The organism is Bradyrhizobium sp. NBAIM14, from assembly GCF_020193895.1.
Lineage (GTDB): Bacteria > Pseudomonadota > Alphaproteobacteria > Rhizobiales > Xanthobacteraceae > Bradyrhizobium > Bradyrhizobium yuanmingense.
Genome location: NZ_JADYVQ010000004.1, coordinates 328,740 through 350,167, shown reverse-complemented (window position 1 = coordinate 350,167; position 21,428 = coordinate 328,740). Strand labels below are relative to the sequence as shown.

Annotated in this window: 19 protein-coding genes; 9 read left to right on the top strand and 10 right to left on the bottom strand. The window is 64.7% G+C overall.

Annotation, left to right across the window (positions count from 1 at the left end; genetic code table 11):
- Positions 1–279 precede the first annotated feature (279 nt).
- The gene (locus I6F28_RS13395) at positions 280–900 is read right to left on the bottom strand and encodes a TetR/AcrR family transcriptional regulator (RefSeq protein ID WP_036010401.1); all 621 of its coding nucleotides are present in this window, start codon (positions 898–900) and stop codon (positions 280–282) included.
- A 121-nt stretch (positions 901–1,021) separates the two neighbouring features.
- Between I6F28_RS13395 and I6F28_RS13390 the strand changes: the two genes are divergently transcribed.
- Complete coding sequence (locus I6F28_RS13390) at positions 1,022–1,993, top strand: alpha/beta fold hydrolase (RefSeq protein ID WP_083235130.1); 972 nt, start codon at positions 1,022–1,024, stop codon at positions 1,991–1,993.
- 151 nt (positions 1,994–2,144) lie between these two features.
- Here the strand turns inward: I6F28_RS13390 and I6F28_RS13385 are convergent, their stop codons facing one another.
- Complete coding sequence (locus tag I6F28_RS13385; RefSeq protein WP_025036674.1) at positions 2,145–2,384, bottom strand: hypothetical protein; 240 nt, start codon at positions 2,382–2,384, stop codon at positions 2,145–2,147.
- 408 nt (positions 2,385–2,792) lie between these two features.
- Between I6F28_RS13385 and I6F28_RS13380 the strand changes: the two genes are divergently transcribed.
- Positions 2,793–3,764 carry an SDR family NAD(P)-dependent oxidoreductase gene (locus I6F28_RS13380; RefSeq protein ID WP_225140088.1) on the top strand — a complete coding sequence of 324 codons (972 nt, stop codon included), beginning with the start codon at positions 2,793–2,795 and terminating at the stop codon, positions 3,762–3,764.
- A gap of 354 nt (positions 3,765–4,118) precedes the next feature.
- The gene (locus I6F28_RS13375; protein WP_036010398.1) at positions 4,119–5,231 is read left to right on the top strand and encodes an alpha/beta hydrolase family protein; all 1,113 of its coding nucleotides are present in this window, start codon (positions 4,119–4,121) and stop codon (positions 5,229–5,231) included.
- Between the two features lie 10 nt (positions 5,232–5,241).
- Here I6F28_RS13375 and I6F28_RS13370 read toward each other — a convergent pair whose 3' ends face one another.
- Entirely contained in the window at positions 5,242–5,748 is a 507-nt protein-coding gene (locus I6F28_RS13370) for a MarR family winged helix-turn-helix transcriptional regulator (protein WP_036010395.1), read from the bottom strand.
- A gap of 407 nt (positions 5,749–6,155) precedes the next feature.
- Between I6F28_RS13370 and I6F28_RS13365 the strand changes: the two genes are divergently transcribed.
- Positions 6,156–7,643: a porin gene (locus I6F28_RS13365; RefSeq protein WP_109143549.1), complete on the top strand. Its 1,488-nt coding sequence runs from the start codon at positions 6,156–6,158 to the stop codon at positions 7,641–7,643.
- A 270-nt stretch (positions 7,644–7,913) separates the two neighbouring features.
- On the opposite strand, the gene I6F28_RS13360 is transcribed toward I6F28_RS13365, so the two are convergent.
- The 3 genes from I6F28_RS13360 to I6F28_RS13350 form a co-directional block, all read right to left on the bottom strand.
- Entirely contained in the window at positions 7,914–8,393 is a 480-nt protein-coding gene (locus tag I6F28_RS13360; RefSeq protein ID WP_225140087.1) for a GcrA family cell cycle regulator, read from the bottom strand.
- Positions 8,394–8,468: 75 nt separating this feature from the next.
- Entirely contained in the window at positions 8,469–8,666 is a 198-nt protein-coding gene (locus I6F28_RS13355) for a hypothetical protein (protein WP_024341172.1), read from the bottom strand.
- A gap of 200 nt (positions 8,667–8,866) precedes the next feature.
- Positions 8,867–9,808: an acetamidase/formamidase family protein gene (locus I6F28_RS13350; protein ID WP_225140086.1), complete on the bottom strand. Its 942-nt coding sequence runs from the start codon at positions 9,806–9,808 to the stop codon at positions 8,867–8,869.
- Between the two features lie 168 nt (positions 9,809–9,976).
- Between I6F28_RS13350 and I6F28_RS13345 the strand changes: the two genes are divergently transcribed.
- The 3 genes from I6F28_RS13345 to I6F28_RS13335 are packed head-to-tail and all read left to right on the top strand — an operon-like array spanning position 9,977 to position 12,770.
- Positions 9,977–10,744: a YdcF family protein gene (locus tag I6F28_RS13345; protein WP_036010382.1), complete on the top strand. Its 768-nt coding sequence runs from the start codon at positions 9,977–9,979 to the stop codon at positions 10,742–10,744.
- Between the two features lie 55 nt (positions 10,745–10,799).
- Positions 10,800–11,582, top strand: a complete 783-nt coding sequence (locus I6F28_RS13340; RefSeq protein ID WP_225140085.1) for a DUF169 domain-containing protein — start codon at positions 10,800–10,802, stop codon at positions 11,580–11,582.
- A 9-nt stretch (positions 11,583–11,591) separates the two neighbouring features.
- A complete protein-coding gene (locus I6F28_RS13335; protein WP_225140084.1) occupies positions 11,592–12,770 on the top strand; it encodes a saccharopine dehydrogenase family protein in 1,179 nt (392 codons plus the stop codon).
- 99 nt (positions 12,771–12,869) lie between these two features.
- Here I6F28_RS13335 and I6F28_RS13330 read toward each other — a convergent pair whose 3' ends face one another.
- A complete protein-coding gene (locus I6F28_RS13330; protein WP_225140083.1) occupies positions 12,870–14,066 on the bottom strand; it encodes an FAD-dependent monooxygenase in 1,197 nt (398 codons plus the stop codon).
- A gap of 147 nt (positions 14,067–14,213) precedes the next feature.
- On the opposite strand from I6F28_RS13330, the gene I6F28_RS13325 reads away from it, so the two are divergent.
- On the top strand, positions 14,214–14,690 hold the full coding sequence (locus tag I6F28_RS13325) for a MarR family transcriptional regulator (protein WP_050995948.1): 477 nt from the start codon (positions 14,214–14,216) through the stop codon (positions 14,688–14,690).
- Here I6F28_RS13325 and I6F28_RS13320 read toward each other — a convergent pair.
- The 3 genes from I6F28_RS13320 to I6F28_RS13310 form a co-directional block, all read right to left on the bottom strand.
- Positions 14,659–15,915, bottom strand: a complete 1,257-nt coding sequence (locus tag I6F28_RS13320) for an O-antigen ligase family protein (RefSeq protein ID WP_225140082.1) — start codon at positions 15,913–15,915, stop codon at positions 14,659–14,661. The two genes, I6F28_RS13325 and I6F28_RS13320, sit on opposite strands and share 32 nt — an antisense overlap.
- 155 nt (positions 15,916–16,070) lie before the next feature.
- Positions 16,071–17,621: an undecaprenyl-phosphate glucose phosphotransferase gene (locus I6F28_RS13315; RefSeq protein WP_225140081.1), complete on the bottom strand. Its 1,551-nt coding sequence runs from the start codon at positions 17,619–17,621 to the stop codon at positions 16,071–16,073.
- A 118-nt stretch (positions 17,622–17,739) separates the two neighbouring features.
- The gene (locus I6F28_RS13310) at positions 17,740–18,873 is read right to left on the bottom strand and encodes a glycosyltransferase family 4 protein (protein WP_225140080.1); all 1,134 of its coding nucleotides are present in this window, start codon (positions 18,871–18,873) and stop codon (positions 17,740–17,742) included.
- A gap of 201 nt (positions 18,874–19,074) precedes the next feature.
- On the opposite strand from I6F28_RS13310, the gene I6F28_RS13305 reads away from it, so the two are divergent.
- The gene (locus I6F28_RS13305) at positions 19,075–21,420 is read left to right on the top strand and encodes a GumC family protein (protein WP_225140079.1); all 2,346 of its coding nucleotides are present in this window, start codon (positions 19,075–19,077) and stop codon (positions 21,418–21,420) included.
- Positions 21,421–21,428: the final 8 nt, after the last annotated feature.

Below are 21,428 nucleotides of genomic sequence, written 5' to 3'. Positions count from 1 at the left end.
CACCCATACGACAATGTTGGCGCGCTGAGGCCGGCGGGATATTGACCTGAGTCAAGCGGCCCGCCGAGAGCCCCGGTACTATGCATGGTAACTTGGTCCCGAACAAACGCGGTGCGCTTTGTGTCATCGGGCCTGGCGAAGTGGGCGCTTCCTCGATCCGTCGTGTTCGGACATTACGGTGACAGTGCTGGACTGCATTCTGGCGCGCCTCTCAGGGCGCAGGACGCTGCCTCATCCAAATGGGCGCGCTGTCGCCGATTTCCGTAATCTCAGGCTCCGCTACCTCAAATACCCCACCACCATCCGCGTCGTCTCGTCCACCAGCACCTTCACCATCTTCTCCGACAGCATCTCTCCGTTCAGCACGGTGTTGTGCGCGATGGCTTCGATCGCGCTCACGCACATGAATGCTGCGAGCGCGGGATCGATCTTGCGCATCTCCTTGCGGTGGCGTTCGAGATAGGTGCGCACGAGGGCGTGGATTTCGTGGCTGTAGGCTTCGACTTCCGCGAGGTGACCGGAGCGGGGGATCTGCTCGGCGAGGACGCGATGCAGGTTCGGGTCGATGTGATGGGCCTCGATCGCGACGGTGACGAGGCGGTGCACGGCCATCTCGATCGGCAGGTCGGCGACCTCCGCGAAGGCGGCGCGGACGACATTCATGATCGCATCATTGTGGCGATCGATCACGGCGGCGACGAGGGCCTCCTTGCTGGGAAAATATTGGTAGAGCGAGCCGACGCTGACGCCGGCGATCTCGGCGATGCGGTTGGTACTGGCCTTCTCGAAGCCTTCCTTGACCAGAATGCGAGCAGTTGCCTCGACCAGCGCGTCGACGGTGGCACGGGATCGCTCCTGCGAGGCATTTTTCCGGGGTGTTGTGGACGGTTTGCGGGCCACGGACTTGTGATCTGAATGCGAGTAGGAAAAGCGAGTGAATGCTCGCATTATATCGACCAATGGCGGCGGGTCGGCAACCCTCTTCGTCGCCGGGTCGAAACAGCCGGATGGGGATGTGGCGATGAGCGTTGCGAGACTTGTATCGGCCTTCCAATTCTGTCCGGGCGGCTGCGTATTCGGCGCGCGGGCGCCGCGCGATCCAGCACCAAGCCTGCAAAGCCGGGCCCTCAACCTGCTGCTGCGGCAGCTTCCCTACAAGCAGCAGCTTGCATCCGCCGAGGCGGTGCTGGCGCGTGTGCAGAAGCTGGCGCTGGCGCCGGCCTCTCACGAGCCGGTCGGGGTCGGCAACGTCGAGGTGACGCTGACCAAGATGGGCGGCTGGCCGGTCTACTACACCGAGCCGGCGTCAGGCCACGAGGGCTGCAACTACGTCATGTTCCTGCATGGCGGCGGCTACATCAACGAGATCGCGCCGGCGCATTGGCGCTTCATCGGTGAGATGACGCGCAAGGCGCGAATCTGCTGCGTCGTGCCGATCTACCCGCTGGCGCCGCGGGCGACCGCCAAGGACGTCGTGCCGGCGACGGCCGAGCTGCTGCGCATGCTGCTGGAAGACGCTGGCGATGCAAAAGTGACGGTCGTCGGCAATTCGGCCGGCGCTGGGCTTGCGCTCGCCGCCTGCCAATGGCTGCGCGATCGCGGTCATCGGCAGCCGAGCCGGTTGCTGCTGATCTCGCCCGCGGCCGATGCCTCGGTCGGCCGTCCGGAGCAGGTTGCGATCGCGGCGCGCGATCCGATCCAGGATATTCCGGGCATCGTCGAGGCCGCGCGGCTCTATGCCGGCGAGCTCGAAGTCGGCCATCCCTTCGTCAGCCCGCTCAACGGCAGTTTCCGCGGGCTCGCGCCGATGACGATTTTTTCGGGCACGCGCGATCTTCTGTATCCAGACAGCGTCGACCTTGCCGCAAGAGCGAGGGCGGTGGGCGTGCCGATCGAGCTGCATCTATTGCGCGAGCAACCGCACAACTTCGCGCTGATGCCGACGCCGGAAGGACGGCGGGCACGCGCGATCATCTTGCGTGAAGTGGCTTAGAGGGAGGGCGTGATCATTGTCACAGAGCGCCTGCCGTGATCGGTCTGGCGCTGGCAGTGTCCGCACGCAGGGATAAGCGGCCCCCGGGCGTTTCCTCTTGGATCGATCGTTCTGGTATCCGTGGTCTCGGTACCAGTGGTTTTGCGGGGCCTTAGGCGTGGCCCTTGATCTCGTAATGACCCGGCACGCATTTGTAGCGCTCGAGGCGCCAGTTCGCGTGATAGATCGGATGCTCACCCATCCACTTCGCGAGAGGCGCTTGTGCGCCGATCGCGCACTGCATTAGCGAAATCTCGGGTGTCATGTTGCTGTCTGTCACGATTTCCTCGACACAACTGCCTGAGCTGGCTGCGCCAAGCCGGCAAAGCACGGCAACGACGGTCACGAACATTCCTATCACCTCGTTGGTTGTTTCTGACCACGAAGAGGATGCAAGCGGAGTGCCAGAGCCTGTGACACGCAAACAACACGCTGGCCTGGCCGACTCAATCCAGCGTCCACCCCCATTTGGCGATTCGGATTGTAGAAAAATTGCCATTAACCCGAAGCCGGACAAATACGGGGAACCCGCTGGAAAATACTCAGGAATGATCGATTATCCGGGCCGTGTCGCCTATGAGCCACTTCACAAGGCCCGCGCGCAACATCGCGCGTAGTCCGCCCGCCGAAATTACCGAAGGCGAAGAGGGCAGCGCACGGCTTTTACCCGCGGATGTCGCGCTGCTACAGTTTTGCGCGCGCCGCGGTCAGCGGCGCCGTGACCAAGAAACACACCGACAAGGGGAGGGACCGAAGTCCCATGAAGGATTTTGCTGGAAAGATCGCAGTCATCACCGGCGGCGGCACGGGCATGGGGCGCGAGCTCGCGCGGCAGCTCGTGGCCGAGGGCTGCAACGTCGCCATGTGCGACGTCTCGGAGGCCGCGATGGCCGAGACCAAGCGGCTGTGCGAGGCCGAGAAGCTGCCGCAGGGGCTGCGCGTCACGACGCACGTCGCCGACGTCGCGATCGAGGACCATCTGAAGCGTTTTCGCGACGAGCTCGCCGAGCAGCAGCAGACCGACAGGATCCATCTGTTGTTCAACAATGCCGGCATTGGCGGCGGCGGCAGCCTGTTCACCAACACCCGCGAGCAATGGGAGCGCACCTTCAACATCTGCTGGGGCGGCGTCTATCTCGGCGTGCGCACCTTCCTGCCGATGCTGGTGGCCGCGGACGAAGCCCACATCGTCAACACCGCCAGCGTCAACGGCTTCTGGGCCTCGATCGGCATGAACCAGGCGCACACCGCCTACAGTGCGGCCAAATTCGCAGTGAAGGGATTCACCGAAGCGCTGATCAACGATTTGCGCCTGCATGCGCCGCACGTCAAATGCTCGGTGGTGATGCCCGGCCATATCGGCACCTCGATCGTCTCCAACTCGCGCAAGGTGCAGAGCGCCGACGGCTCGGAGCGGCTCAATGCCGATGAGGTCGCGCTGACCCGCAAGCGCATGGTCGCGGCCGGCGTGCCGGATGCCGACGGGATGTCGGACGAGGACATCCAGGCGGCGTTCGCCGAGCGCGCCCGCAGCTTCCTGGAGGATGCGCCGACGACGGCGGCAGAAGCCGCCAAGATCATCCTCGACGGGGTCAAGGCGGAGCGGTGGCGCATTCTGGTCGGCGAGGACGCCAGGCTTCTCGACGAGCGCGTGCGCGCCGCGCCGGAGCAGGCCTATGACCGCGCCTTCTTCGAAAGTTTTACGCAGGAGGTCGGCTGGCGGCTTGGTTGAGGCCGCTGCCGGGGCGCCCACCCATCGCACCCGAGGAGGCACGTCAGCGCCGTCTCGAAGGAGAGGCGTGCGCGCACGCCGCCGCTAGGGGTCATATTCTTTAGCGCGCCCAGCAAGGCGCGCCGATATGGCTATGATGGTCGTCATGGCAAGAGATACTTGGACAATTCTAAGTGCCAGCTCCCGCCAATGTTCGTCGCGCACCATGATCTGTTGCAATGTCACGCATCCGTCATGACGTTGTTCAAGCGATGTTGATCTCACATGCCTGTAATGACGCGCGCGCCGGCTTGGTCGGCGACTTGAAATGGTTTAGTCAATCGGGGTAACGCGACGATTAGAGCGTAGCTCCCAATGATGCCCGCATGCCTCTCCGACGACTGGACCTTTTGCCCGGAGCGAGAGGACATTTCAGCTGAGTTCACGCGGCTGCTCGCGGCGGCCCAGGAGGGCGGCGCCACGATCGCGGAATGCCTGATGATCGCGCGGCAGCTGAAGCGCGGCGACGACCGCTCCTGGCACCGCGAGTGGAAGAAGCTGGCGCAGACCAATCGGCAGCGCGCGGAGACCGCGTTCGCGGAGGGCCACCGCGCCAGTGCGCAGCGCAATTGGCTGCGCGCCATGAACTATTATGGTGCCGCAGCGATGCCGCTCGATCCCGCCGACGAGCGCCGCTGGGTCGCCGTGCTGGCCATGCAGGAATGCGCGCGCCGCTATCTCGCCGCGCGCAGCCCGGCCGGCGAGGTGGTGACGATACCCTGGCTCGACGGGCACTCGCTGCAGGGATACTTCCTGCCCGCGCCATCGGGGAAGGAGCCGGCGCCGACCGTGATCTGCATCGGCGAGCCCGGCCACCGCAAGGAAGAATTTCTGTTCAAGCTCGTGCCGCACGCGCGCGAGCGTGGCTTCTCGATGCTGGCGCTCGACCTGTTCGGCGACCAGCGCGACGATTTTCTCGAGGCGCTATTGCGGCGCCAGGATCTCGAGAGCGCGATCCCCGGCGTCATGGATTATCTGGAGATGCGGCAGGACGTCGATTTCGCGCGGGTCGGGATCATCGCCGATGGCTGGGGCTCGTCCTTCGTGGCGCGCGCGGTGCTGCAGGAGCCGCGGCTTGCCGCCGCCGTCTGCGACGGCGGCCTGTGGGATCTGCACGAGCGGGCCTTTTTCGCCAGCCGATTCGCGATGAGCGACGTCAGCATCGTCCCTGTGCCGCATGCGCCGCTGATGGCCTCCAGCGCCGACTGCCCGGTGCTGATCACGCTCGGGGAGGACGGCTGGCTCAAGGCCGACCGGGCGCGTCAGCTCGTCCGGAATTCCCGGCTCGGCAGCTCGGATGTCACGCTGAAAGTGTTCACCGCGGCGGAGACCGGCGCCGCGCAGGCCCATGCCGACAATCCGAGCCTTGCCAACGAATATATATTCGACTGGCTGGAATCGCGGCTCCGTGGCGCGGGGCGGATCTAGCGGCGAGCCGTCAGAGGTCCAGGCTGAGGCGGACGCAGGCCTTTTCCAGCCGGGTCTTCAGCGTCGCGAGCTTGGTGGTGAATTCGGCGAGCTCGGCCTCGTCGAACTCCTGGAAGACGAATTCCTTGATGGTCTTGTACTGCTCGTTGAGGCTCGCCAGGTGCTTCTGCGTTTTCTCGGTCAGGGATAGCCGGACCACGCGCGCGTCGGTCGGCGAGGGGCGGCGGCGCAAAAGGCCCTTCTTCTCCAGCAGCTTGGACTGGGTGGTGACGAAGGACGGATCGACGTGGAGGAGCTTGGACACGACGTTGACCGGAATGCCGTCGTCCTTGTCGAGGTCCGAGATGGCCATCAGGATCAGCCATTGCGGTCCGCTGATGCCGAGCGTCCTCGCCCAGAACTGACGCAGCTCCTCGAGATACATGTTGATTGACGATATCTCCCAGGTGAATCGCCTGATGATATCCAGGTTGCCGATGGTGCGCAGGCGCGCGCCTTCCTTCCTCGTCGCGGACACAGCGTCACTCCCGCAAGCTGATTCTCTTTCCGGCTCATTTTCGGCGGGCATAGTCCACGCAACTCTGCTCTGACGCAAGTGCAGAGCAGGGTAATGGTGTCACGAAAACTACAAATATGACCCGATCAGGCTTTTTGGCTCAACACCGCTGTTGCGTTGCGGCCACAGGGTTAGTGAAACCACAAAGCTGATCTAATAAACTATTTTGATTAACGGAACGGCGCGGGCATATTGATCCCGACGGTGGGGGGTTCTCGATCGTCCCGTTGCAGGTGGTTCGCTCACGTCCCTCGCGAATGCAGGTACGTCCGAAAACGCGAAGCGGCCGAGCGGATTTGATGAAGAGACGGGGATCTGGGGGGCCTCACGGTCCGGTCTCCGTGAAATGAGCAACTTGGAGGTTTTAAATGAAAGTGGTGAAGAGCCTTTTGCTCGGCACTGCGGCGGGACTGATCGCCGTTGGTGGAGCTCAGGCGGCTGATCTTCCGGTCAAGGCCAAGGCAGTCGAATACGTGAAGATCTGCTCGCTCTACGGCGCGGGTTTCTACTACATGCCGGGCACCGATACCTGCATCAAGTTTGGTGGTTACATCCGCGCTGACATGCTTCTCGGCGGCGGCGGCGACTATGGCTTCAGGAACAGCTCGAGCAGTGTGAACGGCGGGTCCAACAACCGTCTGACCAACTACTACTACAGCCGCGCTCGTCTGGACTTCAACGTCGATACCCGCACGGCGACCGAATACGGCGTTGTTCGCACCTACGCCGACCTGGTCGTCAGCTACGACTCCACGAACGTCACCGGCAGCAACCCGTCGGCGTTCTCGACCAGTTCGGCCTCGCTCGGTCTCTACCATGCGTTCATCCAGTTCGCGGGCTTCACCTTCGGCCGCACGGTCTCGATCTTCGACGCTCCCTGGCAGAGCTATCCGGCCGGCGGCCCCGATACCCTTCCGGGCGGCTCCAACCACGTCAACGGCGTGAACCAGGTTGCCTACACGGCTGACTTCGGCCAGGGCATCACTGCTTCGTTCGCGCTGCAGGACGAGACCTCGGCGAACAATGGTCAGTCGAACCTCTGGAACGTGTCGTCGGGTACGGCGGCGCAGTTCGTGACCGGCGTCTATGGCGCCAGCGCCTGGGGCGGCACGCGCATGCCCGAGGTGATCGGTCAGGTTCGTGTCGACCAGGCCTGGGGTCTGGCGCAGATCTCGGTCGCGGCCCATGAGCTGCATTCAGCCTATTACGGCGCGACTGAAGTCACCGGTCATCCCTCCGACAAGTGGGGCTGGGCCGTGCAGGGCGCCTTGTCGATCAAGAACATCCCGACCGGCGCGGGTGACGTCATCAACCTGCAGGCCGTCTACACCGATGGTGCGACCCGCTACAACTTCCAGAGCCTGTTCCCGCAGAGCTTCTTCATGTTCAGCGGCAGCGGCAACGGCGCGTATCAGAGCACCGGGTTCGCCGGTCTCGCCGACGGCGTGTTCGGAACCGGTACCGGCATCGATACCGTCAAGACCTGGGGCTTCCGTGGCGGCTATACCCACAACTGGAGCCCGAACTGGGCCAGCGCCATCTACGGTGGCTACGCCCAGCTGAAGTACGGCAACACGGGCAAGGCCCTGATCTGCACCAACTTCGCCGCAATCGGGTTGGCCGGTTCGACCTGTAATCCGGACTTCAACTTCGCGGTGGTCGGTGTGAACACCGTGTGGACCCCGGTCAAGGGCCTGGCGTTCACTGCCGACTTGAGCTGGTCGCGTCTGGACCAGAAGTACTCCGGCTTCATCGCGAGCCCGGGCATAGCCAGCGCTGCGAAGCCGGCGGCCGTGTACGAGCTGAAGGACCAAGACTCGGTGAGCATGCTGCTGCGCGCTCAGCGCAACTTCTGATCATCGATCGCGCAAATCGATCGGAGACCCCCGGCGGGAAACTGCCGGGGTTTTTCATGGGCAAGGATTTCGGAAAATCGAATGCCGTTGCGGAACACGAAGGCGAGCCATGCGATTCCGTCGCGTCAAACTTATTTACTTACTTGAGCTACTAAGCTATATCACTGCCAGCCAGATACGAAAGTTGCGGCTCTTAGCTTCATGCTAAGCCTCCAGAAACCTCCGGCGATGCCCCGCCGGAGGTTTTTTGTTGTCCAGATGCCCGCAACGTCAGCCGCGTATCAAGCGGGTGCGCGCCGGCGGCCGGTAGGCGAGGCGGCTGTGGCCGGCGCAATAGGGCTGGCCGTCCGGCGCCGTGTTGCCGCAGAAGCAGAAATCGGCTGCGCCCGGCGTCGAGATCGGCCAGCGGCAGCGATTCTCCGACAGCTCCAGCAACGAGCAGCGGTTGGCCTCGTCGATTGGGCCGGCAAACACCGGCGCATCGGTCTCGCCATAGATCGTGGCGAGCATCTCGTATTGCAGCCGCGGCACGGCCTTGCGCATCCGCGCCGGCGCCAGGCCTTTGTCCTGGACCTTTCGGTCGTCGACCGTCCGGCCGCGCGTTAGATTGAGCCGCGACAATTTGCCGATCACCGCGTTGCGGCTGACGCCGATGTCGGCGGCGATCTCGCGACAGGAGAGGCCGGCCTCGAAGTGCTGCTTCAGGAGTTCGATTCGTTCGTCGGTCCAGGTCGGTGAGAGAACAGGCATTTGTCGGCGATCCCAGGTTGCAGATGTCGGCCATCCGCGGTCTCGAGATCCGCCCGCCTCACGTACCGGGTGCGCTCACGTCCTGCCATTGTCGCGGATCGACAGAAGACCGTCCTTGATGGCGAGACGGATGCCTTCCTCGATCAATGTCCGTGCGACGCCGGGAACGCTGGTGCCGTGGGTGCCCTGTCTCACCAGCTTCTCCAGATACGCGATGGTCGAGAGCGCCAAGGTTACGGGAATGCGGTCAGTCTCGGCTTTTTCGGTGGCCATGGCCCGAACGCTAGCCTCTTACTCGGGTACATAAAAGTAACGATTAAGACTCTATTTAGGTTCGGGGGTGGAAGTCAAATCAGCGCTGGGGCGGAAGCTCACGTGATTGGAATCGCTTGAGAATCGGACACATCACGACGGGCCGCCGGGAAGACCGGGCGGCGGCGTGATGTCGGCAGGTCAGGAAAGGGCGCGCCGGCTCAGCCGTGCACGATCGCCTTTTCGATCATGCAATGGATGCCTTTGGCGCCGTTGACGGTCTGGGTCACCCGGAGATCGGCGGCGAGGCTGCACAGCGTGTAGGCATCCTCGCGCGACAGATTTCGCGTTTCGCCGAGCAGCGCGATCATGTCGCGGAGCGCGCGCACCACGCATTGGTCGAGATCGGGGTCCATCGCCATGGTCATGTAGTGCGTCGGCGTCTCGGCGCGGGGGTAATCGAGCTTCAGGTCCTTGCGCAGCGTCAGGCGGAAGCGGCCCTGCAGCGCGGTCTCGATCGCGGTGACGCAGACCTCGCCGTCGCCCTGCACGCCATGGCCGTCGCCGCAGGAGAACATTGCCCCCGGCACGAACACCGGCAGATACAGCGTCGCACCGGCTCCTAGCTCCTTGTTGTCGAGATTGCCGCCCATCGCGCGCGGGATCAGCGAGGAGATGCGGCCCCAGGCTGGCGGCGGCGATACGCCCATCACGCCGAAGAACGGCTTCAGCGGCAGGTCGAGGCCCCACGGCATGCGACCGACCATCCTGGTACGGTCGAGCGGAATGTTCAGGATCCGCGTCTCGTGGAAATCGTCGGGCAGGGTGCCGGACAGCGGCTTGATCATGTTCCAGCCCCAATCCTGCCGGAGCTGCACGTCGAGGATCTCGACCGCGAGCACGTCGCCGGGCTCGGCCCCTTCGACCGCGATCGGACCGGTGAGGATGTGGCCCGGCAGCATGCGCTCGTTTTTGGCATGAACCTGGTGCATCTCGGGCGGAATGTGAAACCTGTCGCGATCAGGCAGCATGTCGGGACCGCCGCTGATGGTGTCGACCGTCACCTCGTCGCCGCTGGCCACGGTGAGGACGGGCTCGAGTGCGGCTTCGAAGAAGCCCCAATGGCAGGTTTCGGGGCTGGAATGCAGGTGATGATGGGTCATTTGCCGCGTCCGGTTGGTTTGATCGGTCCGGGCTTGACCCGGCGATCGATCCTCTTTCAAGAAGGATTTCCGAACAAGGCCGTGCCGGCCAAGCCCGCGCATGGCAGGCACGATCATTCCAGCGAGGCTCCTCTGTTTTTCGCTCTCTCCAAGACCATTGGCGTCGCGCTGCTGCCGATCAATCTTCTGGTCGAGCTCGGAATTGTATCTGTCGTGCTGATGGCGACGCGCTTTGCCGCGTTTGGCCGCCGGCTTGCCGTGACCACGCTGGTGCTGCTGGCGCTCGCAGCGTTCTCGCCGCTCGGCAATCTCCTGATCTACCCGCTGGAGTCGCGCTTCCCGGCGTGGGACGCCTCGCGCGGCGCGCCCGACGGCATCATCGTGCTCGGCGGCTCGGTCGACACCGATCTGTCGGCGGCGCATCGCACGCCGGTCGTCGCGCACGCGGCCGATCGTCTGTTTGCGCCGGCCGAGCTTGCGCGCCGCTACCCCAATGCGCGCATCGTCTTCACCGGAGGCTCCGCGAACCTGGTGTCGAGCGAGGCCAGGGAGGCCGACTATTCCGCGCCGATCCTGGAGAATCTCGGCATCGCGAAGGACCGCCTGATCCTCGAGCGTAACTCCCGCAACACCTGGGAGAATGCGATCTTCACCAAGCAATTGGTATCGCCAAAGCCCGGCGAGCGCTGGCTCCTGGTGACGTCGGCCTTCCATATGCCGCGCTCGATGGGAATCTTCCGCAAGGCCGGATTTGACGTCGAGGCCTATCCGGTGGACTGGCGGATGGGGGGACGTGAGGATCTATTCTCCTTCACCAACATGGGCGCGGACGGCTTGAGACGAACCGAAGTTGCGGTGCGCGAGTGGATCGGTCTTACCGCTTACCGTCTGATGGGCAGGATCTCCGAGTTGCTTCCGGGACCGGGCAGGGACTAGAACAAAGCCGCAAAACAAGAATACGCGGCGCACCATCGCCGGCGCGGAGGAAGCCATGCAACAGCAGAGTACGGGCAGGATCGACCTTGCCGGCCTCGTCGCCGATCTCAACAGCCTGCTGCGGCTGAAGACGAACGTGATCGGCATGAAGCTGTTCGCGAGCGTCGCAGAAATGGAGGCGATCCCGAAGATCCGCCGCCCGAACGCAATTCACACCACCGATCAGATTGTCAGCATGGCCGCGCGCCTGGGCTGGACCGTCGGCATCACCGCCGACGATCTCGTAGGCGCCCAATGCCGCGCGGTGATCGGTCTTGCGCCGCAGGACGAGAAATGGCTCGCCGGCGAAAACTATGTCGGGGTCTGGCACGGCACGGCGGAGGACGCGCGCAACCGCCAGGCGGCGCTGGACGTGGTTCCGTTCGGGCACTATCAGGCGCTCGCCGTCAGCCCGCTCGCGAGCGGCCGGCTCGATCCTCCCGATATCTGCCTCGTCTATGCGACGCCGGGGCAGATGATCATCCTGATCAACGGGCTGCAATATACCGGCTACAAGAAGTTCGAATGGGGCGTGGTCGGCGAGACCGCCTGCGCGGATTCCTGGGGGCGGGCGCTCAAGACCGGGGAGCCCAGCCTGTCCTTGCCATGCTATGCCGAACGGCGCTATGGCGGCGTGCCGGACGAGGAGATGCTGATGGCATTGAAGCCCTCGCATCTCGCCAAGGCAATCGAGGGCATGAAGGCGCTGGCGAAGAACGGCCTGCGCTACCCGATCCCGCCCTATGGCATTCAAAGCGACGTCCGTGCCGGCATGGGCGTGAGCTACGCGAAGAAGTAAAGGCCGATCATGAGCTCTGGGAAATTCGACATCGTCGTCTACGGCGCGACCGGCTTCACCGGCCAGCTCGTCGCCGAATATCTGGCGGCGCATTACAAGGACGACAAGGCGCTGAAATGGACGATGGCGGGCCGCAGCCTCGACAAGCTGAAATCGGTGCGCGATGCGATCGGCGCGCCGGCCGACACGCCGCTGATCGTGGCGGATGCGTCGGATGCGGCGTCGCTGAAGGCGATGGTGGCGCAAACCAAATCGGTGATCACGACGGTCGGCCCCTACCAATTCTACGGCGAGGACCTGTTAGCTGCCTGCGTCGCTGCGGGTGTCGATTATTTCGATCTCTGCGGCGAGCCGGTCTGGATGCGGCAGATGATCGACAAGTACGATGCGGCGGCCAAGGCGAGCGGCGCGCGCATCGTGTTCTCCTGCGGCTATGATTCCGTGCCGTTCGAGCTCGGCACCTTCTTCGTGCAGGAGGAAGCCAGGCGCGTGTTCGGCGCGCCGGCACCGCGCGTGAAGGGCCGCGTGCGCGACATGCGCGGCACGTTGTCAGGCGGCACGGCGGCGAGCGCGAAGGCGACCTTCGACGCCGTCGCCAAGGATCTCAGCCTCGTCGCCATCCTCAACGACCACTTCGCGCTGACGCCTGATTTCACCGGCCCGAAGCAGCCCAAGGGCAACAGGGCGGTCTTCGAGGAGGACCTGCAATCCTGGGCCGCGCCGTTCATGATGGCGCTGATCAACACCCGCAACGTCCATCGCTCCAACATGCTGATGGGCTTTCCCTACGGGAAGGACTTCGTCTACGACGAGATGGTGCTGACTGGCCCCGGCGAGAAGGGTGAGGCCAACGCCAAGCGCGTGATGGCGGCCAATGCCGAGAAGACCGGCCCGAACGCGCCGAAGCCGGGCGAGGGGCCGTCGAAGGAGGAGCGGGAGAACGGCCTGTTCAACCTGCTCTATGTCGCGATCGCCCCCGACGGCCGCATGGTCCGCGCCGGCGTCACCGGCGACCGCGATCCCGGCTACGGCTCGACCTCGAAGATGATCTCCGAATGCGCCATCTGCCTGCTGCGCGATGCGAGCGACGTTCCCGCCGGCTTCTGGACGCCGGGCGCAGCGATGCAGCACAAGCTGATCAAGCGGCTGCAGGACAATGCCGGGCTGACGTTCAAAGTGGAGAGCTAGGTTGGCTCTCGTAGGGTGGGCAAAGGCGCAACGCGCCGTGCCCACCATCTCTCGGTGGTGGGCACGCTGCGCTTTGCCCACCCTACGGCACCGTCTCTGTCACGCCGCCCGCGCATCGTACGCGTACATGAAGTCCATGCCCTTGGCGCCCAGCGGCAGCAGCCATTTCAGCATCTGATTGCGCATCCAGGCGCCGGTGGCGCTGAACTCGCGCTTGTTGTTGCCGTTGCGGCGGGCGATCGCGACGATCTTCTCGGTGCGCGGGCGGCGCTCGGTCTCGAAGGCCTGGAAAGTGGCGCCGAGCTCCTGGCCCTCCTGCATCAGCCGAGCAAATCGCATCGCGTCCTCCAGCGCCAGCGAGGCGCCCTGGCCGGCGTGAGGGCTGGTCGCGTGCGCGGCATCGCCGATCAGAAGCGAACGCTTGCGCGACCAGGTCGGCAGGGTCGCGACGTCGAGCGTGTCGGTGACCACGATGTTCTCGGCCGTTTCGATGATGGCGGGGATCGGATCATGCCAGCCGTGATGGAAGCTGTGCAGATGCTGCTTCAGCGTCGCATGGTCGAGCGCGCGGAACGTCGCCGCGTCCATGCCGTGCGCCGGCTGCGTGCTCCACCACATCACGCCGTCTTTCGGATCGGAGCTGCAATAGCCGTAGCCGAAGAAGCCGCTCTGGCCGAAGGTCGTTTCGACGTGCTGGCCGCTGGATCTGCCGTCGAGCACGGCATGCGGCACGAAGCCGCCGAAGCCGATCAGGCCGGTGTCGAACGGCTGCGGGCCGTCAGGCACCACCTGGCGGCGCACGACCGAGTGCACGCCGTCGGCGCCGATCAGGAAGTCGCCTTCGGCGGTGGTGCCGTCGGCGAAGTAGGCGATAATCGGCTGGTCGCCGCGATCCTCGATCTTGATCAGGCGCTTCTCGAAATAGAGCGAGACAGAGGCGCACCAGGCCTTGTCGATCAGGATCTCGTTCAGCGTGGCGCGCGCGATGTTGACGGCCGGCTGGCCGAAGCGCCGCGCCAGGTCGCGGTTGATTGAGCCGAGCTTCTCGCCGCCCTGCGAATAGAAGTTGAAGGCTTCCGCGACCGAGCCGCGGTCGATCAGCTGCTTCGCCAGCCCGATCTCGTCCAGGACATGCATGCCGTTCGGTGCGATCTGCAGGCCGCCGCCGGTCCCTTTCGAATAGGGCCAGGCCTCGTAGATCGCGGATTCGATGCCGGCGCGGCGCAGCAGGATCGCGGCGACGGGGCCGGCGATGCCGGCGCCGATGATCAGCGCCTTGCGGGGACGGTGGGCCATGGCTTGCTCCCGACGTTTCCGTGGTGCTAGGAGAAATTACGATCACTAAATATCTTAGTGACTAAGATATATATTGCCTAAGAGATGAGGTGGGCCTTGTCAAGGACGAAGGCGCGCGCTGCGCTGCTGCAGGAACTCGAGGACGCCATGCGCAGGTCCTCCGCGCAGGGCGTGCTCTACGGACAGACCGTTGCCAACGTTGCCGGAATTGCCAATTCCGATCTCGAATGCATGGACATCCTGTATCTCGAAGGCCGCGTCACGGCAGGGCGGCTCGCCGAGGTCACCGGCCTGACCACCGGTGCCATCACCGGTGTTGTCGACCGGCTCGAAAAGGCGGGCCTGGTGCGGCGCGAAAGAGACGAGAAGGATCGTCGCAAGGTCTTCATCACGGTCGTGCCGGAGGCGATCGCCGGCCTCGGCCAGTATTACGTGCCGATGCAGCAGGCGATGGAGAACGTCTGCAACGGCTATTCCGACGAGGAATTGCGGCTGCTGCTTCGCTTCTCCAATGAAGCATACAAGGGCACGCTCGCGGCGACCGAGGCCCTGAAAGGTCTGCTCGACACGCCGCCGGAAAAGCGGCCGGATCTCAAGCTGAAGAAGCGTCCTCGCCGGACCTGAGCTTGTAGGCTTGCGCGGCTGCGATCATCCCCCACACTGCGCCCAGCATCATCCAGAAGTGCCGCCAGTGGTCGGTATCGATCACGAAGCTTTCGCCGACGGTGCCGAGGAAGGCGGAAAAGACCGCGAGGTAGGCGCGCTGCCACGGCACACGGATGAAGACGTGGCGGAAACCCATGATGACGGTGGTGAAGACCAGCGCGGGATAGCACACGCCGGAGAGCCAGCCGCCGGACATGAAGGCGTTGAGGTAGGAGTTGTGGGTGTCCTCGGGGAAGTAGCGGTTGAATTGCAGTGGACCGATGCCGAACGGCAGATCGAGCGCCATCTCCGCACCCAGGATGTGCCGGCCGAACCGGCCAAAGCGGCCTTCGTCATAGCTCTGGCCGAAGCTCGCGCGCTGCTTGAACATCTCCGCCGTGGAATCGAGCGACAGCAGCACGGCGATCAGCGCGAGGCCGAGCACCGCGGCGACGATCGCCATGATGACGATGCGCGAGCGTTGCGCATTGGTGCGGCTGGTCAGCACCATCAGCGCCAGCATGAAGGCGGAGGTCAGCACCAGGCCGCCCCAGGCCGCACGCGAGAAGGCGAGCAGGATCGCCAGAGACATGATGCCGAAGGCGATGACGTTGCGGAATGCCTTGGCCAATTTATCGGAGACCACGCTCTGAAGCGCGAACAGCGCCGGCAGGATCAAGTAGGCGCCGAGCACGTTCGGGTCCTTGAAGGTGCCGCGCGCGCGGCCGTAGAGCGTCAAGAGGTCGTTGCCGCCGGGAATCAGGTGGAAGTAGCCGGCAATTGCCAGCAGCGAGGCAATCATCGCGCCGACCACGAGGCCGCGTCGCAGCATGTCGAGCCGGGCCTCGGTGTCCTCGGAGATGACCATGGCGAAGAACACCACGGTCACCGCCATGTACCAGGAGGTCGCGATCCAGCTCACCACCTCCGCCCGCTCGTACAGCGGAATCGCGCTGATGGTGTAGCCGACATTGAGCAGGATCAGTATCAACAGCAGCGGCATCAGCACGAGACGCAGGCGCAGGCCGGTGGCGAAAAAGGTGACGGTCGCGAGCAGCGTCGCGATCTCGTAAGGGCTCGGCTCGATGAAGACGATGGCGCCAGAGGCGCCGACCAGCCACACCAGCGCGCGCTGCAACGCCAGCACGCCGGGCGCGGCCGTTGCGGCTGCGTTCACTCCACCGGCTGTCGCCGCATACGCCATCACACGCTCATACGCTTACGCAACTCATGCGCCACAACACAGCCGTCATCGCCCGGCTTGACCGGGCGATCCAGTACTCCGCGGCGCCTATCGTGGAAACCACTAGCGCTACGGAGTACTGGATGCCCCGCCTACGCGGGGCATGACAGAGAAACTCAATACGCGTTCTCGTTCTTGGTCAGCAGCGAGATCGGCGTCTTCAGGAGAATGACGAGGTCGAACAGCACCGACCAGTTCTCGATGTAATAGAGGTCGAACTCAACGCGCTTCTGGATCTTCTCTTCGTTGTCGATCTCGCCGCGCCAGCCGTTGATCTGGGCCCAACCGGTGATGCCCGGCTTGACGCGGTGGCGGGCGAAATAGCCGTCCACGGCTTCGTCGAACAGCCGGCTCTGCAGCTTGCCCTGCACCGCATGCGGGCGCGGGCCGACCAGCGACAGATTGCCTGAAAACACCACGTTGAAGAGCTGCGGCAGCTCGTCCAGGCTGGTCTTGCGGATGAAGCGGCCGACGCGGGTGACGCGCGGATCGTTCTTGGTCACCACCTTCGAGGCGGTCGGGTCGGCCTGATGGTGGTACATCGAGCGGAACTTGTAGACGTCGATGCGCTCGTTGTTGAAGCCGAACCGCTTCTGTCGGAACAGCACCGGGCCGGGGCTGTCGAGCTTCACGGCGAGCGCAACCAACGCCATCACCGGCAGGGCTGCGAGCAGCGCAAGGCTGCCGACAATACGGTCGAACAGCCATTTCATCACCAGGTCCCAATCGGTGATCGGCGCCTCGAACACGTCGAGCGTCGGCACCTCGCCGAGATAGGAATAGGAGCGGGGCCGGAAGCGCAGCTTGTTGGTGTGCGCGGAGAGGCGGATATCGACCGGAAGCACCCAGAGCTTCTTCAGCATCTCCAGGATGCGGGTCTCCGCCGAGATCGGCAGCGCGAACAGCACGAGGTCGACGCGGGTGCGGCGGGCGAACTCGACGATGTCGTCGACCTTGCCGAGCTTGCGCGCGCCGGCGCAGGTGTCGAGCGCGCGGCTGTCGTTGCGGTCGTCGAACACGCCGAGCACGTGGATGTCGGAATCCTCCTGCGCCTTCAGCGCCTCGACCAGCTGCTCGCCGTTGCTGTCGGAGCCGACGATGATGGTGCGGCGGTCGAGCCGGCCCTGGCGCGCCCAGGCGCGGACCAGCGCGCGCAGCACCAGGCGCTCGGCAATCAACGCGGCGAGTCCGAGGAAGTAGAAGGCGGCGAGCCACAGCCGCGAGATTTCGCTGCCGAACTTGGCGAAGAAGGAGATGCCGATGAAGAGCAGGAAGACGAACGACCAGGACGAGATCATCCGCGTCATCTGCCGGAGCTGACCACGGAACAGCTGCACCTGGTAGATGTCGGCGGCCTGGAAGCAGACCACGGCGGCGATGGCGACGGCGATGACCTCGGCTGGATAGATCCAGCTGAACGCCCCCGCGAGCGGCATGACGTAGCCGAGATAGATTGCGATGCCGACGAGGCTCAGCAGCGCGAAATCGGCAAGGCGCACGAAGCCGGCGATCACGATCGGCGAATAGGCGCGGGCGACCTTCTGGTTGACGACATCGAGCGCGGCAGGCGAGAGCCGGCGACGGCGCTCCACGAAGGGCTGGTCAGCAGGCTTTGCCGCAGTGCTGGCCGCGGCATCGAGCATCGAGCGTGCGTTGAGCGGTTCCACGGGCGTTCACGTCCATTCCAGAACCCGCGGCACGGCATTGCGCGCCCGGGCAAGCATACCCTGGCGCTTCGATTATCGAACAAATCGGAAGATTCTCTAAAGCTGGACTTAAGGATGGTTAATGATTGGCAAATGCGTCGCGATAGCCGGCGAGCACGCCCTCGACCATCGCGGCTTGCGAGAAGTGCGCCGAGATGCGCTCGCGCAAGGAAAGTGCGCGTTGCGCGGTGGTTTGCGGATCGTCCAGCGCTGCGGCGATCGCCTCCGCCATGGCCTCGGGATCGCTCGGGCCGAACAGTGCGGGGCTGTCGACGCCCAGGATCTCGGGAATGCCGCCGATCTTGGATGCGATCATCGGAATGCCCGCGGCCCCGGCCTCGATCACGACATAAGGCATGGAATCGCCGCGCGAGGGGACGACGAGCAGCCGCCCCTTGGAGAAGCCGTAGCGCGCCTTGACGTGACCGATGAAGCGGATGGCGTTCGCGAGGCCAAGCCGCTCGACCTGCGCCTTCAGCGCGGCCGTCTCCTCGCCGTCGCCGCCGAGCGTGAGCGTGACCTTCTTGCCGCCCTCGTGCAGGCGCGCCACGGCATCGACCAGCAGGTCGGCGCCCTTGATGTGCCTGAACTCGCCGACATAGCACAGGTCGGTCGCATCCTCGGCGGTGATGACCGGCTCGAATTCCTCCGGCGTCACGCCGTTGAAGACGCAATGCACCACGCCCTTGGGCGTGCCGACGATACGCTGATAGGTGTCGCGCGCAAAGGCACTCTCGAACAGGAACAGGTCCGTGGAGTCCATCAGCGCGCGTTCGAGCCGCGCGTAGAACTCGCCCTTGAAGGTGTTGAGCGGATAATGCAGCGAGCCGCCATGCGGGGTGTAGATCCGGATCGTGTCGTCCGAGCGCCGCCGCATGCGGATGAAGGCACCGGCCTTGGCGCCGTGGCCGTGCAGCACGTCGGGCTTGAGCGTGGCGATGAGCCGCCGCATGCGGAGCCATACCAGGACGTCATCGGGCGACGGCTCGCGGCGGATTGCCATGCGGTGGACGCCGAGCTTCAGGCGCGGCGCAAGCTCGGTCAGCGCCTTGTCGGCGCGCTCGCCGCCGGTGAGGCTGTCGGCGAGGATGCCGACATGATGGCCGCGGTCGACCTGGCCGTTGGCGACGTCGAGGATGTGGCGGAAGATGCCGCCGACCGGAGCGCGCACGGCGTGAAGGATGCGAAGCGGCCGGTCGGGAGAGGGGGGCATGATCAAAACCAGCTCGACGGCGACTTGCCGAACAATTCTCGTGAAAAATCGAGATGGATTAAGGGGCCTCGTGGTTAACAAACGGTGACGGGTCGACGTGCACAAGGCGCGGGTCGTCACGATTAACCCAGCGGCAACCTTAATGGAGTGTAATCGCCCCGGTTGAGGTAGAGTCGCAGTGTTGCCCTGCGGGAGTGTTCGATGCGTTTAGCGTTCTGGCGTGCCGGCAAGGACAAGGCTGTGATCGCGCGGGCCGTCGCGAAGTCCAAAGGCGAAGCTGCGCCCAAGAGCGAAACGAGGGCCGAAAAGCACGAAGCGGAAGCCGAAAAGATCGAAGCCAAGGTTGAGGCCAAGATCGAAGCGAAGCCCGAAGCGAAGCCCGCGCCCGTCATCGCCAAGCCTGGGCAGGTCGAATCCGGCGACATCGACCTGCACGCGCTCGGTGCGGCCCTGGCGCGCAAGCGCGGCTGGGTCATCGTGCCGACGGTGCTGGCGCTCGTTGCCTCGCTCGCCATCGTCAATCTCGTCACGCCGCGCTACAAATCTGAAACCCGGATTCTGATCGACGGCCGCGAGAACGTGTTCCTGCGTCCGAACAGCGACCGCACCGAGGAGCGGCAGGCGCTCGATGCCGAGGCCGTCACCAGCCAGGTGCAACTGGTGCTGTCGCGCGATCTGGCGCGCGAGATCATCAAGAAGAACAAGCTCGCCGAGCGCCCCGAATTCGACCCGGTGCTGCAGGGCATCTCGCCGCTGAAATCGCTTGCCGCGCTCGTCGGCATCGTCCGCGATCCGTTCGCGATGACGCCGGAAGAGCGCGTGCTCGATTCCTATTACGAGCGACTTTCGGCCTACGCCGTCGACAAGTCGCGCGTGATCGTGGTCGAATTCCAGTCCGCCGATCCCGAGCTCGCCGCGCGCGTCGCCAACTCGATCGCCGACGGCTATCTCGTGCTGCAGCAGGCCGCGCGCCAGGAGCAGGCCAAGAACGCCAGCCAATGGCTGGCCGGCGAGATCGAGAGTTTGCGCAAGAAGGTCTCGGACGCCGAAGCCAGGGTCGAGGACTTCCGTTCCAAGTCCAGCCTGTTCGTCGGAACCAACAACACCACGCTGTCGAACCAGCAGATGGGCGAGGTCAATACCCAGCTCAACAATGCGCGCTCGATGAAAGCGGATGCGGAATCCAAGGCACGGCTGATCAAGGAGATGCTCCAGAGCGGCAAGCCGATCGAGGCGTCCGAGGTCGTGAACTCCGAATTGATGCGCCGGCTGTCGGAGCAGAGGGTGACGCTGCGGGCGCAGCTCGCTGAGCAATCGTCGACGCTGCTCGGCAATCATCCCCGCATCAAGGAGCTGAAGGCTCAGCTCGGCGACCTCGACAATCAGATCCGCGATGAAGCCGCCAAGATCTCGCGCTCGCTCGAGAACGACGCCCGCATCGCCAGCGGTCGGGTCGATGGCCTCACCGTGAGCCTCGAGCAGCTCAAGAAGCAGGCGGCCTCCACCAACGGCCAGGACGTCCAGCTCCGCGCGCTGGAGCGCGAGGCCAAGGCGCAGCGTGATCTGCTCGAGACCTATCTTGCCAAGTACCGCGAGGCCAACACCCGCGAGACCATCGACACCGCGCCGACTGACGGCCGCATCATCTCGCGCGCCATCGTCTCGAACACGCCGGCCTATCCGAAGAAGCTGCCGATCGTGCTGATCGCAACGATCGCAACGCTGCTGCTCTCGTCCGGCGTCGTCGTCACCGGCGAGCTGCTGCGCCAGACCGCGCCGGGCGCGGCAATGGGCTCCGCGCAGACGCCGGTGCGCCAGGAGCCGCTGGTCGTTCAGCGGGCCATCGAGCCCGTGGTCGACAGGGGCGGCGAACCAATGCTCGATCCGGTGTTGGCGGAGCCCGCGCCGCTGCAGCCGGAGATGGCGGCCGATTTGGATACGAGTGAATTCGCCGAGATCGAGCGTCTGGCCGACGATCTGCGTGCCGCGGGCGCTGCGGCCAAGAAGGTTACGGTGCTCGGCACGGCGCCGGGCGACGCCATCACGCTGTCGACGCTGACGCTGGCGCGGAACCTGGCGCGCGATGCACGCGTCGTCGTGGTCGATCTCGCCGTGTCCTCGCCGACCATTGCCGCAGTCTCCGCCGATGCGCAGGCTCCCGGCCTTGCCGAGCTGATGCAGGGCGAGGCCTCGTTCGCGCAAGTCATCACCCGGGACAAGCTGTCGCGGCTGCATCTGGTGATGGCCGGCCGTCCCGGTTTCGACCGCAGCCTGCTGCAGTCGCCGCGCGTCGCACTCGCGATCGACGCGCTGCTGCGCGCCTACGATCACGTGCTGATCGATGCCGGCAGCGCCTCGGACCTGCCGGCCGACCTGTTGACGGCCCATGCCCGCGCCGTCGTGGTGCCCGATGCGTCGATGGCGGCGGATGCGCGCGCGCAGATGTGCGAGCAGCTTAGAGCCGTCGGCTTCAGCGCGGTGGCGATGCTGAGCAAGCCGGTGCAGCCGTCCGATGCCGTCGAGACGCCGCGCGTGGTGGCGGCGTAGGCTTTCTT

Bases quoted from the DNA above. Each gene is read 5' to 3' on its own strand.
- I6F28_RS13320 (WP_225140082.1), bottom strand. From the start codon at position 15,915: ATGGCGTATGCGGCGACAGCCGGTGGAGTGAACGCAGCCGCAACGGCC.
- I6F28_RS13385 (WP_025036674.1), bottom strand. From the start codon at position 2,384: ATGTTCGTGACCGTCGTTGCCGTGCTTTGCCGGCTTGGCGCAGCCAGC.
- I6F28_RS13305 (WP_225140079.1), top strand. From the start codon at position 19,075: ATGCGTTTAGCGTTCTGGCGTGCCGGCAAGGACAAGGCTGTGATCGCG.
- I6F28_RS13335 (WP_225140084.1), top strand. From the start codon at position 11,592: ATGAGCTCTGGGAAATTCGACATCGTCGTCTACGGCGCGACCGGCTTC.
- I6F28_RS13360 (WP_225140087.1), bottom strand. From the start codon at position 8,393: ATGCCTGTTCTCTCACCGACCTGGACCGACGAACGAATCGAACTCCTG.
- I6F28_RS13330 (WP_225140083.1), bottom strand. From the start codon at position 14,066: ATGGCCCACCGTCCCCGCAAGGCGCTGATCATCGGCGCCGGCATCGCC.
- I6F28_RS13340 (WP_225140085.1), top strand. From the start codon at position 10,800: ATGCAACAGCAGAGTACGGGCAGGATCGACCTTGCCGGCCTCGTCGCC.
- I6F28_RS13375 (WP_036010398.1), top strand. From the start codon at position 4,119: ATGATGCCCGCATGCCTCTCCGACGACTGGACCTTTTGCCCGGAGCGA.
- I6F28_RS13380 (WP_225140088.1), top strand. From the start codon at position 2,793: ATGAAGGATTTTGCTGGAAAGATCGCAGTCATCACCGGCGGCGGCACG.
- I6F28_RS13365 (WP_109143549.1), top strand. From the start codon at position 6,156: ATGAAAGTGGTGAAGAGCCTTTTGCTCGGCACTGCGGCGGGACTGATC.
- I6F28_RS13310 (WP_225140080.1), bottom strand. From the start codon at position 18,873: ATGCCCCCCTCTCCCGACCGGCCGCTTCGCATCCTTCACGCCGTGCGC.
- I6F28_RS13355 (WP_024341172.1), bottom strand. From the start codon at position 8,666: ATGGCCACCGAAAAAGCCGAGACTGACCGCATTCCCGTAACCTTGGCG.
- I6F28_RS13325 (WP_050995948.1), top strand. From the start codon at position 14,214: ATGCGCAGGTCCTCCGCGCAGGGCGTGCTCTACGGACAGACCGTTGCC.
- I6F28_RS13390 (WP_083235130.1), top strand. From the start codon at position 1,022: ATGAGCGTTGCGAGACTTGTATCGGCCTTCCAATTCTGTCCGGGCGGC.
- I6F28_RS13350 (WP_225140086.1), bottom strand. From the start codon at position 9,808: ATGACCCATCATCACCTGCATTCCAGCCCCGAAACCTGCCATTGGGGC.